Source organism: Microbulbifer maximicatervae (SeqCode) (assembly GCF_052468095.1).
On the sequence record NZ_CP174332.1, the window covers coordinates 1,370,207 to 1,386,381 of the forward strand.

At 42.8% G+C, this 16,175-nt stretch carries 8 protein-coding genes; 7 read left to right on the forward strand and 1 reads right to left on the reverse strand.

Going from position 1 to position 16,175, the window contains the following annotated elements; all coding sequences use genetic code 11:
• The first annotated feature begins 80 nt into the window (after window positions 1-80).
• The 5 genes from ACJJIL_RS06020 (at window position 81) to ACJJIL_RS06040 (ending at window position 4,624) form a co-directional block, all read left to right on the forward strand.
• A complete protein-coding gene (locus ACJJIL_RS06020; RefSeq protein ID WP_413662735.1) occupies window positions 81-878 on the forward strand; it encodes a hypothetical protein in 798 nt (265 codons plus the stop codon).
• A 159-nt stretch (window positions 879-1,037) separates the two neighbouring features.
• The gene (gene tsaB / locus ACJJIL_RS06025; RefSeq protein ID WP_445361407.1) at window positions 1,038-1,736 is read left to right on the forward strand and encodes a tRNA (adenosine(37)-N6)-threonylcarbamoyltransferase complex dimerization subunit type 1 TsaB; all 699 of its coding nucleotides are present in this window, start codon (window positions 1,038-1,040) and stop codon (window positions 1,734-1,736) included.
• Window positions 1,737-1,742: 6 nt separating this feature from the next.
• Window positions 1,743-2,540, forward strand: a complete 798-nt coding sequence (locus ACJJIL_RS06030) for an undecaprenyl-diphosphate phosphatase (RefSeq protein ID WP_282931976.1) — start codon at window positions 1,743-1,745, stop codon at window positions 2,538-2,540.
• Between the two features lie 5 nt (window positions 2,541-2,545).
• Window positions 2,546-3,427 carry an NAD(P)-dependent oxidoreductase gene (locus ACJJIL_RS06035; protein WP_444911198.1) on the forward strand — a complete coding sequence of 294 codons (882 nt, stop codon included), beginning with the start codon at window positions 2,546-2,548 and terminating at the stop codon, window positions 3,425-3,427.
• Window positions 3,428-3,493: 66 nt separating this feature from the next.
• Entirely contained in the window at window positions 3,494-4,624 is a 1,131-nt protein-coding gene (locus ACJJIL_RS06040) for a tRNA-queuosine alpha-mannosyltransferase domain-containing protein (protein ID WP_444911197.1), read from the forward strand.
• Window positions 4,625-4,729: 105 nt separating this feature from the next.
• On the opposite strand, the gene ACJJIL_RS06045 is transcribed toward ACJJIL_RS06040, so the two are convergent.
• Window positions 4,730-7,753, reverse strand: coding sequence for a cellulose binding domain-containing protein (locus tag ACJJIL_RS06045; protein ID WP_445361408.1), 3,024 nt, complete (start codon window positions 7,751-7,753; stop codon window positions 4,730-4,732).
• A gap of 757 nt (window positions 7,754-8,510) precedes the next feature.
• Here ACJJIL_RS06045 and ACJJIL_RS06050 point away from each other — a divergent pair.
• Together ACJJIL_RS06050 and ACJJIL_RS06055 are read left to right on the forward strand one after the other, a co-directional pair.
• Entirely contained in the window at window positions 8,511-10,592 is a 2,082-nt protein-coding gene (locus ACJJIL_RS06050; RefSeq protein WP_444911195.1) for a neutral/alkaline ceramidase, read from the forward strand.
• 968 nt (window positions 10,593-11,560) lie between these two features.
• Complete coding sequence (locus ACJJIL_RS06055; protein WP_445361409.1) at window positions 11,561-15,442, forward strand: DUF6531 domain-containing protein; 3,882 nt, start codon at window positions 11,561-11,563, stop codon at window positions 15,440-15,442.
• Window positions 15,443-16,175: the final 733 nt, after the last annotated feature.

The following is a 16,175-nucleotide window of genomic DNA, read 5'->3' on the forward strand; positions in this document are numbered from 1 at the left end:
CAGTTTTTATTCGATAGCTAAAAGGCAATGCTGCCGGCACACTTTTGGATGTACTTCTTCTTTCAGTGAGGAGACAAGGGATGGCAAGAGTAGTAAAAAAAGGTACACGCGCGAAACGAGCAACTAGTGCGACCGCAGCGTCGCCAGCGGTCGTGAAAGCGCAGAAGGCGGTAGATTCAGCGACTAAATCGCTGGATGCGCAAATGGACCGTGTTGCTAAGGCTAAGGCTCGAGCGCAGAAAAGTAATGCGGCAACAGCGAAAACTTCGCTGGCCAGTGCCAATAGTAAGGCAAAGGATTTGCGCGCCAAGCTGGCAGCGGCAAAGATGGATCTTGCCAAAGCTAAGGCTATGGATGCCGTACATATGGCTGAAGCTGCTGCAAAAGAAAAGGTGGAAAGTCTCTCTAAGAGCCTCTCCAGCAAAGCAGATAAAGAGTTAGCTGCCGCACTCAAGGCATTTGAAACACGCTGGGTAAAAACCAAAGAAAAGGCTCATGCCAAGAAATTGAAGGCTGCTGAGAAGAAGGCTGAAGCTAAGGTTAAAGCAGCTGCAAAGAAAGCTGCCGCTAAAGTTAAAGAGTTAGAGAAGAAGGCTAAAGCCAAATTAAAAGCCGAAACTCAAAAGGCCAAGAAGAAACCTGCAGTCAAGGCCACAGCAGCGAAAAAGCCTGGACGCCCCAAGAAGGCCGCCACAGCGACGGCGAAAAAAGCCGGTCGTCCAAAGAAGGCAGCTTCAGCGGCTAAGCCAGCAAAAAGAGTCGGACGACCCAAGAAAGCGACTGCGACAGCAGCTGCTAAGAAGGCTCCAGCCCGTCGCGGCCGTCCACCGAAGGCTGGTGCTGCCCGTCGAGGCCGGCCACCGAAAAAGGCCGCCTAGGGTCATAAATATGGGCTCAACGATGTGAACTTTGGCAGGCTCCTCATAAACCCCGGTTAGTCCGGGGTTTTTTAGTTGCGGGTTGCGATATTGGGCATGACTCCCCTCCGCTCCCGTGCCACAATTCCCTCCCTTTTTATGACCGGGATTAAGAACGCTGTGAAAATACTTGCCCTGGATACAACTTCGGGCGCCTGTTCTGTTGCTCTCATATCTGATGGCCAGCTAATTGAGCGTTTTGTACAGGCAGAACGCGATCACACCCGTCGCCTTTTGCCAATGCTGGATGACGTTCTCGCAGAAGCCGGCATAAAGCTGGCAGGCCTGGATGCTCTTGCTGTCAGCCGCGGGCCGGGGTCATTTACTGGTCTCCGTATAGCAATTAGTAGCGTGCAGGGGTTGGCTTATGCTGCAGATCTACCGGTGGTTCCGGTTTCCAGCCTCGCAGCCCTAGCACTTGGAGCTCGGCGATCGCACCCGGACTGGGGAAAGTCACCCGTCGTGGCAATGCTGGATGCTCGTATGCAACAAGTATATTGGGGGGTTTATTCCAGTGACTCTCCCTGCGATAGCTTGATCCCGGAGGCGGTACAGAACCCGGAGGAGGTTCTGCTGTCTTTAGAGAAATCGGAGATTTGTACTCCGATCTATGGGGCGGGCCCGGGATTACATTATGAGGCTTTTGAAGGGGCGTCATTGGCTGCCGTTGATCAAGCCAGCCTCATTCACGCTCGGGATATAGCGCAGCTGGCAGTACCACTATGGGAGCAGGGTCATACAGTGACCGCTGAAGAGCTTGAGCCTGTTTATTTGCGCAATGAAGTGACTTGGAAGAAAAGACAAAAAATCCGATCTTAATAACACATGGAAACATTTCAGATTGTAATTTTGGCCCTGATACAGGGGCTGACAGAGTTTCTGCCCATCTCCAGTTCCGCGCACTTGATCTTACCTTCTGAGGTATTGGGTTGGCAGGACCAGGGGCTGGCCTTCGATGTTGCTGTTCATTTTGGCTCTTTACTGGCAGTAGTTTTCTATTTCCGCAAAGATATTTGGGTGCTGATTAGGGATGGTCTAGGAGGGTTTACGGATAAACAATTTACCGATGAGGGGCGGCTGGCCTGGTTAATTGTTCTCGCTACTATACCTGTGGGACTGATAGGCCTGGTATTCAAAGGGTTCATAGAAACTCACCTGCGTTCAGCCGGTGTTATCGCTGCTACGACTATTGGCTTTGGTATTTTACTGTGGTGGGCTGATGCAAAGGGGCGCAGGGTCGAATCTCTAGCCCAGTTAAATTGGAAAAAAGCACTTCTGATTGGCTTATCACAGGTGTTGGCCCTAATCCCTGGCACCTCCCGCTCTGGTATCACAATGACTGCTGGTTTGATGCTTGGCATGAAGAGAGAGGCTGCAGCGCGCTTTTCGTTCCTGATGTCTATTCCTGTTATTGCCCTCAGCGCTATTTTGTTAACGATTGAATTACTTGCACTGGAAAGTGTTCCATGGAATGACTTGCTGCTTGGTACCGTTTTATCTTGTATTAGTGCTTATTTGTGTATTCATTTTTTCCTTCAATTTATTAGCCGCATTGGGATGGCTCCATTCGCGATTTATCGCTTGGTTCTCGGTGTAATACTTATTTGGATGGTATGGGGGTAGAGGAAATGGCAACAGTTGCATTTATTGGCTTGGGGGTGATGGGATATCCCATGGCGGGGCATCTTTCTAATGCTGGTCACATGGTGCGAATTTACAATCGCACTGTTAGCCGTGCGGATCAATGGCTACAAGAATATGATGGAGAGAGCTTTGCAACGCCCGCTGAAGCCGCAAAGGGCGCGGAGGTTGTTTTTGCCTGTGTAGGCAATGACAACGATCTCCGCCAAGTGGTGACAGGAGAGCAGGGGGCATTCACGAGTATGGATGACGGGGCTTTGTTTGTAGATCATACAACAGCCTCTGCCGATGTTGCTCGGGAATTGGCAGTTGCAGCTGGCGAAAAGGGAATCGGTTTTCTGGATGCCCCTGTCTCTGGAGGCCAGGCCGGCGCTGAGAATGGTGCTTTAACGGTTATGTTTGGGGGAGATAAGGCAGACTTTGATAAAGTGCAACCTCTTATCGACTGTTATGCGCGGGCGAGCAACCTGATGGGGCCAGTAGGTAGCGGCCAGCTGTGTAAAATGGTCAATCAAATTTGTATCGCGGGTGTCGTTCAGGGGCTTGCTGAAGGTTTACATTTTGCCAAGGCAGCTGGCCTCGATGGAGAGCAGGTTGTTGATGTGATATCCAAGGGGGCGGCACAGAGCTGGCAAATGGAAAACCGCTCAAAAACTATGTTAGCTGGCGAGTATGACCACGGTTTTGCTGTGGACTGGATGCGTAAGGATTTGGCTATAGTCCTTCAAGAGGCACAACATAACGGAGCTTTACTGCCCGTAACTGCCCTGGTAGACCAGTTTTATAGTGAGGTACAAGCTATTGGTGGTGCTCGTTGGGATACTTCCAGCTTGTTTGCACGATTAATGAATGTGCGCTCTTTCGATTAACCCCTCCGATCAATAGCTACCGGGGTTAAGTTTGATCCCGGTGCCGCTTCTTCTTGTTACTATTTAATGAAAGTTTTATTACTCTCCGCTTATGATGCGGACAGTCACAAGCGATGGCGTAAAGGGCTGGTAGCGGCATTTTCTGATTGGCAATGGACCGTACTAACCTTACCACCGCGATACTTTAGCTGGCGAATTCGCGGTAATAGCCTTTCCTGGGGCCGTGGGGAAACTGCGCAAATATTGAAGCAGCGTTGGGACCTTATTGTTACAACCTCAATGACCGATCTAAGTGCCTTGTGCGGTTTAGTTCCTGAAATCGTTAGGGTGCCTACAGTTGTATATTTTCATGAGAATCAATTTGCTTACCCAGTGAGCTCTGATGCGTTTCGATCGGTAGAACCCCAGTTGTTGAATATTTACACGGCCTTGTCCGGTGATCTGGTCTTGTTCAACTCTGAATACAACCGCAGTACCTTGTTAGGAGGAGTAAAGAAATTACTCAAGCGCTTTCCTGATTGTGTTCCTCCCGGAATTTGTGAGGAGATTGAAGAAAAGTCGCGAGTTCTTCCTGTGCCAATAGAAGACATCGTTTTTGATAGTGCGAAAACTGAAGAGGCCTTTTCCTGGAGCTCCTGCGCAGAGAGCATTTATGGGGGCGAGATAGGTCAAGATACTTTGATTATCAGTTGGGCGGCCCGTTGGGAATATGACAAAGGCGCGGACCGATTGCTGGATATCCTTCGGGGCTTGAAAGCCAGAAATGTTAAGTTTCTTGTTAATCTAATGGGGCAGTCATTTCGTAATAGCCCTGCTGAGTTTGCTCAAATACAAGAAGAGTTTGCCGACCATTTATTGGTACTCGGGTATCTCGAAAGCGCTAAAGACTATCGTCAAGTACTGCGACATAGCCATATATTCCTTTCTACGGCTTACCATGAATTCCAGGGGCTGGCGGTGATGGAAGCAGCTATTCTCGGTGCGACTCCACTGGTGCCAGATGAACAGTGCTACCCAGAGTTCTATTCCGAGAACTTCTGTTATTCAGACTGTAATGATGCAGTAAAAAAGCTGGAATCAATGTTTTTGTCAATTCTATCGGGTTCAAAATTAAAAAAAGTTGATTTAAGTAATTTCTCAGGGAAAGTGATTTGGGCAGAATATAGGAAGCAGTTCTTAAATCTGGTTCAGAGTTAGGCCGGCTACTATAGAAGGCGGGTTTATAAAGGCTCCCAAAGTTATTGGTGAGTAAAAGCAGCGCCCTGAAAATTTTTAATCAGGGCCTGTTAAGCGAAATCCTAGCTAATTGGATACATGATCTATTGCTTTCAATAGCCCTTTATCTGGGATGTTACTGGGAAGAATACAAGAAGGAATATCTGAATGGCCAAGATTTTTACCATAAAGTAAGTTGCAAGCCATAATCTTGTGGCCCTCAGTTGTAGGGTGTACCGGGTCTCCAGTTGGGATAATATTTCCTTGGTCTGCTAAGAAAATATTTTTGGTATTGGAGGCCTCTGATAGTGACTTCCTGATTTTTTGATTATAAAAGTCCGTACAGTAATTTTTCGGATCTTGTCCGTCTAGATCACTTCGACGAGGGATAGTTGAAATTACGAATGCAATTTTCTCAGCTGGAATATCTATGCTCTCAAAGTAATTTTGTATTCTATCTGTTATTGATATGCCTTGAATATTATTGGGTGATGATATTATCTTACTAACGACCATATTTAGCTTCTGGGCGGATTCACTATTTTCTTCTATAGGAAGGCTACAATCAATCGCATTATTCATGCTAAGGAAGGTGATGTCGTTAGTCCCGAGCTGTATAGGTATGACAACGCTATCCTCAGAGGTTATATTCCGCGTTAAATTGCAGGCTTGATTAGTGAGCCAGCCAGTACTAGTTTCGCCCTCCCTGCACATTTCGCTGAGAAATTGATTGAAGTTCGTGATGGAATTGAGGCAGTTGGTGAAATTGTAGCCAGGGGTGATTTGATGGCCTATCGGATCAAGATAGCAAAGTAAATCGCTGGTTGTAGCTCCAGGTATCCCAGAGTGCCAGTAATTCTTGGTCTGTTGAGACATATCGTCAGGGCCTGTTGGTCCAGTGATAGTGCCAATCGTTTCTAGTTGTTTTCCATTGTATTTTAGAATTAGCTGCTCACTGGTAGATTCTTGATCTATAGGAAAGATTGAGTTGCCATCGGCTGCTTTGGCAAGATAGTTCCAGATCTGGCTACGAAATCCGTTTGAATTATAAGGGAGTGTTGTCATGCCGTAAGTAATCGAATCACCAATAAACCATAGCTTAATACTGCTACTATCTGAATGTTCATTGGGCTGATTGGGGGGCTGACTAGGTTGTGAAGGTTCTGTTGTGAGTGTACCCGTGCAGTTGCCAATTATAATTGGTGGGGTGTTTTCTCCAGAGTAATTTGCATTAAACCCAAAAGCTCGGGCCTCTCCTGCCGGAATAGATGATTCACTAGTAACAGTTATAGTCCCGTTACTTTCTGCGACCTGTGCATTCCAGAAGTGTGTGATTGATTGGTTACCTTGCCAGTTCCACTGTAGCTGCCATTTATCGAGAGAAGTCTTTCCTTTATTATAAATAACCACATTTGCCATAAAGCCACTTCCCCAATCGTTTTGTACTGCATATTCCACATTACACTGGCCTGAAGGTTCACTGGGTTCTTCCGGTATAGTAGGGGGAGTGTCAGGTTTGGGCTGTTGTGGTGGGATTTTCGATGATTCAAACCATTTTAAGGCATAGGTTCGAAATTCACTTTCTGACGGAAGGGAGGAGTTTTCCATATAATAGTTATCTAAGAATGCTCTCGCGTCCTTATAGTACTCTTGGTGAGTCTTATAAATCTCCTTTTTATTACCATCCTTGTCAATCAGCCAGTAGCCAGCGAATTCATTGATCCAGCTATCATACTCATTGTCATACATTTGCCAGTACAAAATAAATGGAGCACCCCACTGGAGTGCCGTTTTTATTACATTGCGTGATAGCATATCCTGGGCTTCGCCAGAGCGGGCTCCCCAATCCTTAAACCAGGACTCTCCGTAACCATATTCGCCAATGAAAACCCGCTTTTCAAATGGTAGCCCAGATTTTTTGGGAAGATTTGAGTTGATAAATTCTAGAGCTGAAGTTAACTCACTATGTAGAGTGGCAAAATCTGAATGCTTTTCTTTGGTAGTGAGATCGTAAGCTGAATAAGATACCAAATCTACATTAGTATGGGGAAGTACGGCATTGGTTATCCGTTCTTTGCCCTGCATTGCAGATTCAACCCTATTGACCTCAATATAGTGATATAAGTTAACGTCAGAGTGGGTGATATTTGCTTTGGCATCGTCAATGGCTTTTTGTCGAATATTGATCCAGTCAATTAGACCCTGTAAACGCTTAGGAGGGATAGTTTCCTGACTGTCATCTCTAGTACCATCAGTTTTTTGAACCAGGTTCCAATCGCCTTCCCAATGCCCAATCATGAATGTCTTACCGGAGCCGTTATATTCAGTTAGTAAATATTCAGCCAACGAATAAATTTTGTCATATTGCCACTTTAGCTCTTCTTCACTCATTCCTTTGTTATCCATCCAGGAACCGGAGTCCTCGACCCAAAACATGTAGATGGAGAAATCCATTTCCAAGACTTGCTGAAATTCTGGTATTTCTTCCAGCATTCGCTTGAATTGATAGTTGAGTCCAGAGTGACTTAGCTCGCTATATAGGCTCGGAGAAAGGGCTATCTTAAGTAAGTTAGAGCCCATTGAGTAAATGGCTTCAGCACTTTCAACAAGTGATCCCTTATCTGTAAATGTATACTTGGGGTTTATCGTTTGAGTGCCTAAAATAAAATTGTATTGTGAAAGGGGGTCTAACAGGTCTCGTGAAGGTGGGGGCGGATCTGGTTTATTGATGGTGTTGTTGCAACTAGCGTTAATATGAGCAGGCTTCTGTTCACCACCCGAGTAGCGAATATTAAAACCAAAAGATTGGGCTTGGCCAATGGGTACTTTTATATAGCCTTGTTTTCCAACTACAGAGATCAGGTTTTCATCCTGGGCTGAGGTAGCATTCCATATATGTGTGACTTCTTGGTCTGAGGGCCATTGCCATGAAAGTTCCCAATCACTTATTGGCTCGGTACCTGTATTACGTACAACCACTGAAGCCATATATCCGTCTTCCCATTCGCTCTGTATCGTCATTTGTACATCGCACTTTTGACCGGCCAGGGATGGTAGGGATAAGAAGGTCAATATGGTAAAAACTGAGAGGGGGAGAAGTTTAGCGTGCATTATATATGTATCTATATGGATTACTGCAGAGTAGTCGGATATTGATAGCTACATAAAGTTCACATATTTATAGTCAGGGGCGTCAAATGCTAAAAGGACCGATTATTAATGATATTCAACTTCCACTTTATTTCATGTCAAGAGAACTTTGAATGTTAAGTACAGGTGTTTGCCTAATTAATTGTTAATTTAATTGTTTTTGTGAACAAGTGGTCAATCTATGGAATATAATTGGAAACTGATTGAGTGCTAATTTTGAATGGCGAAAGTTTTTAACATTTCCTCTCTAAATGTAATTCAAATACCCTAATCTATCCTTTCTTTACACTCATTTTTAGATTGTACTTGCTTGAATTGTAAATATTTAGGTTTGCTGTAGTTCAGAAAATCTTCGTATATTTAAAATTATTTTACTTTCGACTCTAAATTAACGGATTTATGGCGGGCAATTACTCTGCGGGTGCTACCAAATACAGCCAGTTAGGGTATTCTGAACATGCGTACTAGAGCTGTACTCTCAGTTTTAGTGTGCTGACAGCAGGGAGGTTATGGCTACTATGAGTATTTTTAAAATAATAAAGCCGCTTTTCAGGATGAGATAATAAAAGCCAAGATTACATTGGCTAACTATCTAGAGAGTCGCGTCCGAGTTGATCGGAAGTGGCTTATTCAGGTATCAACTTTCAACGAAAAGGATACGCCTTCACTTCTGTGAACTGGCGAATGTACTCCTGCGTGTATAGATTCTGGAGAAAAAATGAAAAAAATAATTAATAGTTACGTCATTGCTTTAATAGTATTTATTGGAGCTTCTTCCACTGTTAAAGCATCTGACTGGCGTGTTGGTGTTGGTAAGTATGATATAACTGGCCCGGCAGCAGATGTTGGAATGGTAGGATATGGAGAAACGGGGCAGACAACCAAGGGAATTCATACCCGTTTATGGTCCCGCGCATTCATAATTTCTGATAGCTCTGAAAATGAGCGTTTGGTATTCGTATCAGCAGATCTGCAAGGTATTCCGCAGGGCGTGAAGCAGGGTGTCGTTGATAAATTAAAAAATCTCTATGGTAATAGTAAGTACACCGAAAAGAATGTGATGCTGACTGCTACACATACCCATGTAGGTCCTGGCGGGTATGATCATTATGTCATGTTGAATATGAGTGCTATCGGGTATGCGGAAGATAACTATGACGCTATTGTTGATGGTATTTTTCAGTCAATCGTTGAAGCAGATAGTGGACTAACTCCAGGTGATATCTTTATTGAGCAGGGGATACTACTCGATACCAGTATCAATCGAAACCCATACCCTTATTCAGAAAATACTGATGCAAGCGACTATCAATACGATACCAATAAAACCATGACCCAACTCAAGTTGGTTGATGCCAACAACAAAGCACTGGGAGTTATTAATTGGTTTGCAGTACACAATGTCTCTTTAGGGACAGGGCAGCGGCAACTTAGCGGGGATAATAAGGGGGCGGCGAGTCAGTTGCTGGAGTCTTGGGCTGCCGAGCAGGGTGCTGCAAGTCAATTTACTGCGGCATTTGCCAATAGTAATTTAGGTGATGCGTCTCCGAATATTTGTGGCCCTAGGGATGGATGCGGAAATTCTGAGTATGAAAGTTTACTTTTATCTGCTGAAAAGCAAGTTGCAAAAGCTCAGTCTCTTTACCAATCAGCTACTGTGAAACTTGAAGGTGGATTAGATTATCGACATCAACATATCTATTTCCCTGGCTATACTGTAGCAGGTGAATTTACCGGTGAGGGGCAAATAGATATTTGTGAAGGTGCTGTTGGCTGGTCATTTACTGCAGGATCAAGTTGGGACGGTCCCAGCAATATTGATGGTATTTTTGAGGGAATGTCTGTTGAAAATGAGGGGGTGGATTGGGATAGAGATGTGGGACTATTCGAATCAGCGATTAATGGTTATCCACTTTTTGGCCTGATGAGTGCATTTTCTGCAGCCGCTGTATATGAGGATACTCAGGATGACCCCTGCCAGTACCCCAAACCTACATTTGTACAGCGTGAGGTAATAGGCCAAGCACTTTATACCCCTTACCTACCTTTCCAAATGTTTCGCATAGGCTCACTTGCTTTGGTCGCCGCGCCGGGTGAAATGACGACTATGGCAGGCCGACGTCTTGAAGCAGAAGTCTTGTCAGCTTTTGAAGGAAGCGGTGTAAACACTGTGGTGATTGCCGGTTTGGCAAATGCCTATTCCGGTTACATAACTACCCCTGAAGAGTTTGATAGGCAGCACTATGAGGGAGCACATACCATATACGGCCCCAATACCCTTGCAGCCTATAGACAGATTTATACCGAAATGACACATGCTATGGTCAATGGCGTAGATATTGCTGCAGGGCCTACTCCGAAAGATCTGTCTGATGACCAAATCATTAATGTAATTGGGGTTGTTTATGATGACAAACGCCTGTGGGAGTCTTTTGGTCAAGTCTGGGATGATGTAGGTACCAGCTACAGTGCTGGCGATACTGTATCTGTCACTTTCCGTTCTGGCCATCCCCGTAATGACCTGAAGACTGAGAGTACGTTCATTGAAGTACAGCGTAAAGTTAACGGTAGTTGGGAAACTTATCTTACCGATGATGATTTGGATACACGCTTTATTTGGACACGAGATACGGCTATTGATTGTATGGCCTGTTCATTTGCTGAAGGGCAGTGGATCATCGGAGAGGATACACCATCAGGCACTTACCGAATAAAGCACTTTGGTAACTGGAAGAGTGGTTGGACTGGGAAGATTTCCAGCTATTCAGGTAAGTCGAGTAGTTTTACTGTTAGCAATTAGTGCTCATTACGGATCGGTTGGATAATCCAGCCGATCTATTATGTCTATACCCATAACAGACGTACCTTTATATATAAATATTCGACTGCTGAATCGTTATCAATTTTGTATTATATTATTTGAGCGAATACTATAATTTACGCTGACAATTTAATGGGACTCAAGTGCTCTCTTTGAGATTAGTTTACCATCCATAACTTTAAACTATATTTAATGTCGCTAAATGGTGCTTTTTTGTCAGAATATGCTGTCATATATCGCTTGACTGTTATTTTCTTTCTTTTACCCTAGTCAAATTTAATTGCACTATATGCAGTGTACTCTCCTGTAATCGCTTTTTCCTATCGCAACAATACAAATTAAGTTAGCTTTCACCTAATTTCTAGTTACTCCGAAAGATGGTGGTATGTTAGGTATCTTGGAGGATTGGCTTAGTAGCTATTAGATAGGGATTATAACTATTTCGTTTAGATCATTTGAAAAGTCTTTAGATGTGGATGAATTATGGTTTTCCTATTGGTATAGCTTTTGATGTTGCTATTGTGACTTTTAATATTTTGCTTGTGATAGTGAAGACTTGAATGTGAATCGAGAGCTTAGTGTTCCCGGCTTTGAAACACGCACTACTAAACTTCACACTCATTGTCAAAATTTTGGACGTAGAAACTGTTCTTGGTTCAGCCGATTTTTTAAAACCGATGTAAGAAGGCTGAAATATATTTCTTTGTCCTTTGAAAGAAAAATCGTCCCAGTAGAAATGATTATGTCGAAGTTGAGCACCTAGTTTAGGTGCTTTGAATGGATTCGTTTTTTGATGACCGCAGAATAGTCGGTCAGCGGTTGATAGGATTTAACTTTTGATACAGCTCTATATCGAAAACTCTCAGGGCTCTCGTTATGCGGTGCGGCCTGGATGGATATGCCAGACGGGTCCCTCTAGAAAGATTGATGCTGCTGAATTATTGAGGATGTTCGATACTAACACTCTTCAGTTAGTGTATGACCAGTACCTTGGCTTATACACAACCTTTGCGCCAGATATAGACCCTGAGCAAGAGCGTCCCCCATCTCAATCGCGATTAAGTAATGTGCCTGGCTATCTTAATGAGCGGGATAAAGCCATTTATCGGGCATTGGCTCAGAATCAACTGATTATTGAAGAGGCCCCATTGCCATATTCGGCATTGGGGGATCTACAAACAGAGTTGGTTGCTAAGATTCGTATGGGCTTGCAGAAAATTATTACGCAGGAAGTTGCAGATAAGGCTTTTATTAGCCAGCAAACTGATTGGAGTTGGGTGAAGCGTGTAACAACTGCAAAAAAGAAAGTAAAAGAAACTGACAGCTCTGTGTGGCGCTTATCGATTTGGTCAAAGAGTGCTGTTGATGTTGAGAAGATAGTAAGTCCAGCACGTCAATCATTTGAGTTTAGCTCTGCGGCAATCAATTATGTCTTATATGAAGAAACTCCAGAAGAAGAAGCTGATGAATGTGTAACCTCCCTGTATCGAGGTGTGATTGATGTACTAGGCTTTAATCCCAGTTCTGTTTCAAAAAAGCAGCTCCGCTTGAGTTTCAACATAGCCGAGGTTATTTATAGTGACCCAACTCTTCGGGGAGCAGTTTTTCATTTTGCCCAGGACTACATCAAAACACAACATAGCTTGCAGCACATAAATTTAACTGCAAGTGGTACTTTTGAGATCATTTTGACTATAGCACTTGCGGCATTGACTGAGGGAGATGTAGCTATAACATCCTTAACTAAGAATAAGCGCTTAGTGAATGCTTTTCGTAATATTGGCGATTTAATGTTTGATTTTGCCAGGACAAAAAAGCAAAGGAAGATACTTGCTAAAAATTCAGGATATCCGACAGTAGGCAAAAGCACTGCTGTATCCGGAAAGAAAACCCCCAAAATAGCTGCACCCCGAAAAAATAGTCGAAATTTAGTGCAAGTCAAAGTGGGTAACGAGCTGCGAGAAAATAAAAGGGGTAGTGAACAAGCTTTCACAGTGCCCCATGATGTAAAGTCTGAATTTTATAAGATAAATTATGTCAGGGATTATTCATATGATACTGATAACCACATTAGCGAAGTAGGTGAAAATTATAACTCCGATATATGTCAGAGCGATAATGTTACTGGTGAAGTAACTAGGTCTGTAAATCTAAAAACTGGAGAGGTTCAGTTTACTTTAGAAGATTTGGTATTGGAGGGGGCACTACCCTTATCGGTAACTCGTACCTATCGCAGTAGTAATTCAAGAAATTTCGGATTGGGTTGTGGCTGGACTCATACATTTAGCGAGCGCTTGGTTTGGCGTCCAGGCAAACCCATACTCTTCTTTGATTCTGAAGGTAGAATAATTAGCTTGCCAGCTCCCGGAAATAGCTCGCGCAGTCATAATATTTATGAGAGATTAACTCTCACGCGAGTAAACGATGAGCATTGGATCATTACGACATATGGAATTTCCAATGGAGTACAAAGACATTTTAAAGCTACTGGTGAAACTGGTGCGTTAAAGCTCGCTGAGATTCGGGATGATAACGATAACTTTTATTTATTCAACTACTCAGGGGAGTATTTAAGATCGGTCGAGAGTAGTTCTGGTGAAATTTTATACATTAGCTCGCTTGATGAATCTCCTGAAAGTCACCTTATAAATACTTTGACAAAAGAAAATAATTCGGGAAGTTCTGAAGTAGTAGCTCAATATGTCTTTGATAGTGAAAATAATCTGACTGAAGCTGTAGACAGTGTTGGCAATAATGAAAAGTATGTTTATCACAAAGGCCTTATTAAACAAAGAACTTTAAAAACTGGTTATAGTTTCTATTTTCAGTGGGATGCTGAGGGTAGTTCAGCTCATTGTATACGGCAGTGGGGGGACCCTATTGACGAAAAAGCTGCTTACAGTTATCAATTTATCTGGGAGGAAAGTGGTCACGGAGCAACGATGTGTGACACGAGAGGCGGGCGGCAACGTTTTCACTTCAATAATCGCGGATTACTCACGTTCCATCAAGATGCTGAAGGTGGAGAAACGTGGTATGAATACAGTGATCTAGGTCACGTTACAAAAGTACGGCTACCCAGTACTGATGGGACTATACGTGAGGAGTTATTCCGATATGACAATCAGGGTCGCTTGACCGAGAAGATAGATGTGGCCGGTAATAATTATCAAATTGAATATAACAATGAAGGTCTCGCCACAAAGTATACTGATCCATCAGATAGCAGTTGGCAGTATAGTTACAACAAAAAAAGACAGCTGGTGCTAGCTGAAGACCCGCTAGGCAACCAAGTGAAATATGACTACACCTCTGCTGGCAAGATTAATTCTATTAGTGACTCATTAGGTAATGTTACGAGTTATTTGTGGGGAAACAGCAATAAGCTATTAAGAATAAGTTGCCCCTTCGGACGATCTATTGATTGTAGATATGATGTTGATATTCGCACGGAATTGTTAACGCCTGCTGAGACGAAAGAGGCTTCTTGCAAGAATGAGGATCAGGGTCGGATCAATGTTAAGGTTGCTCAAAAAGATACAGATATTCAGTGCAGATTTAACCAGCATGGATTAGTTTCAGAAATATTAGATAAGGATGGGAGTTATACGCGTTATTCTTATAACGCACTCCATCAAATAAAGAGCAAGACTAGTTCCAGTGGCAGTCAATTAGAATATCATTATGATGGAGAGGGCAATTTAATTTGCCTTATAAATGAAAAGGGTGAGTGTTATCGGCTGAAATATGATCTCAATAACCGATTAATAGAAGAGGAGGATTTCTATGGTCGTGTTACCCACTATGCATATAATGTCGCTGGCCACTTAGTAAATTCTACGGAAGTAATTGCTTCTCAATCAGGCATTGGTACCGATATCTACTTTGAACGTGATTTGCTGGGCCAATTAATAAAAGAAACTACGCTAGAGGGCGCTAATAGCTTTAGATATAATTGCCTAGGGCAACTGATCGAAGCTAAAAATAATTACTGTAGTCTTAAGTGGGAATATGATGCTAGTGGTCGTATTGTAGCGGAATGGCAAGATGATAGTAAGCTTAGTTATAAGTATGATATTTTAGGTAATCTTACGGCAACTTCACTATCCAGAAAAGAAGATGTTAAATTTATCTTTGATCATTCTGTGGAATCTGAGAATTCACCCTTCTCCTCAGTAAATGGAAATTTCAATTCTTTGTTGATAAAAACAACCGAAGGGTTGAAACCTCTGGACAATTATGATCCTCAGGTTTATGTGCAAGGCTTTATTGTTAGTAAGTTTGAAAGGCCAATTGATACAGTTACAAATATTTTGAATTTATTGCCGAATAGTAGCTGTTCACTTGCCAGAGTTAATCATTCCGGCAAGGTTAATAAAAATATCTTTAATGTTCATAACTTTTGTAAGAGTGATTCAGATCAGTTTCTTGCCTTCTTAATTTATGACCCCGCTGATAGTCTCCTAGGTAAGCTTAACTCGACGAGTAAGCTTGATAGTCAGATTCCTGGTAAAGAAGTTATTGAGAATAGAATCGTTGATAATGGCAATATATCCCGTGGTTATACCTCTTCTACAGGTCGTGTTGAAGAAGTTGGAGGGGAGGGGGCACAGAGGATTCGATACCATTATAATTGTCAGCAAAAGTTGATAAAAATAGAAAATCTAAAAGTAGAAAAAGGTGTAGAGAAATTTCAGGATGTGATTCGGTATCAATACGACCCCTTGGGGCGATGTGTAAGAAAGGAAAATTATGATGGTTGTGTCAGATTCTTTTGGTCTGGTGATACGCTTATTCAACAGCTTAAGAATGACGATCAGAGTAAATGAAGTATTATTTCGTAAAGGCTTATAAGTTGTCTGTGATATAGGGGGTTAACTCGAAAGCTTGAATACGTTAATTTGCGTAAGTTTTTACAGCAGTATTGCATTTTGAGATAAATCATATTCAGTGCTTCTTTACATGAAGACAAGTTGCTGTCCTTTTTAGCTTATATAAGTCTATGCGGGTTAAATTGCTAGATAGGGCTTTCGGCAACATAAAGGGCAATAGCTTTAGTGTGTTATTTTCCATAAATAATGAAAACTCACTTTCTGAAGTCTTGGCTATCCTGCCAAGGTTGTCGGTAGTCATTGCTTATCCGCCCTGGAAGTAGCAGATTACCATGCGTAGCCTGAAGCCTATCTATATTTAATAACCCTCGAAAGTCCCAGCTATGGGGCTCAGCACCCAACCGACTGTAAGAATATGTTAGAGAGCTTGCTAAGCCTGAGGTTATTTGAGTCGATAAATTATTTAAATTTCTATGAGATCATCAATATTTTGATGCTCATATGAGCGAATAAGTAAGTGGTACGGCGGTGCACTTCTTGCGGGCTTTTAGGTCGTTATACGATAGAGCGAAGGCTTTAGGCGATAAATGTGAGTTTCTTTTGTTTCTTGCCTTGAATCAATTCATATTAGCTGAGATGAATAGGACTTTAGATATTTACAGCTCCTTTTATTAGGAATGATTATCTTTTTCCTTTAATGGCGTTAGGTCTTTGAAGCGGCTCTTCTGTT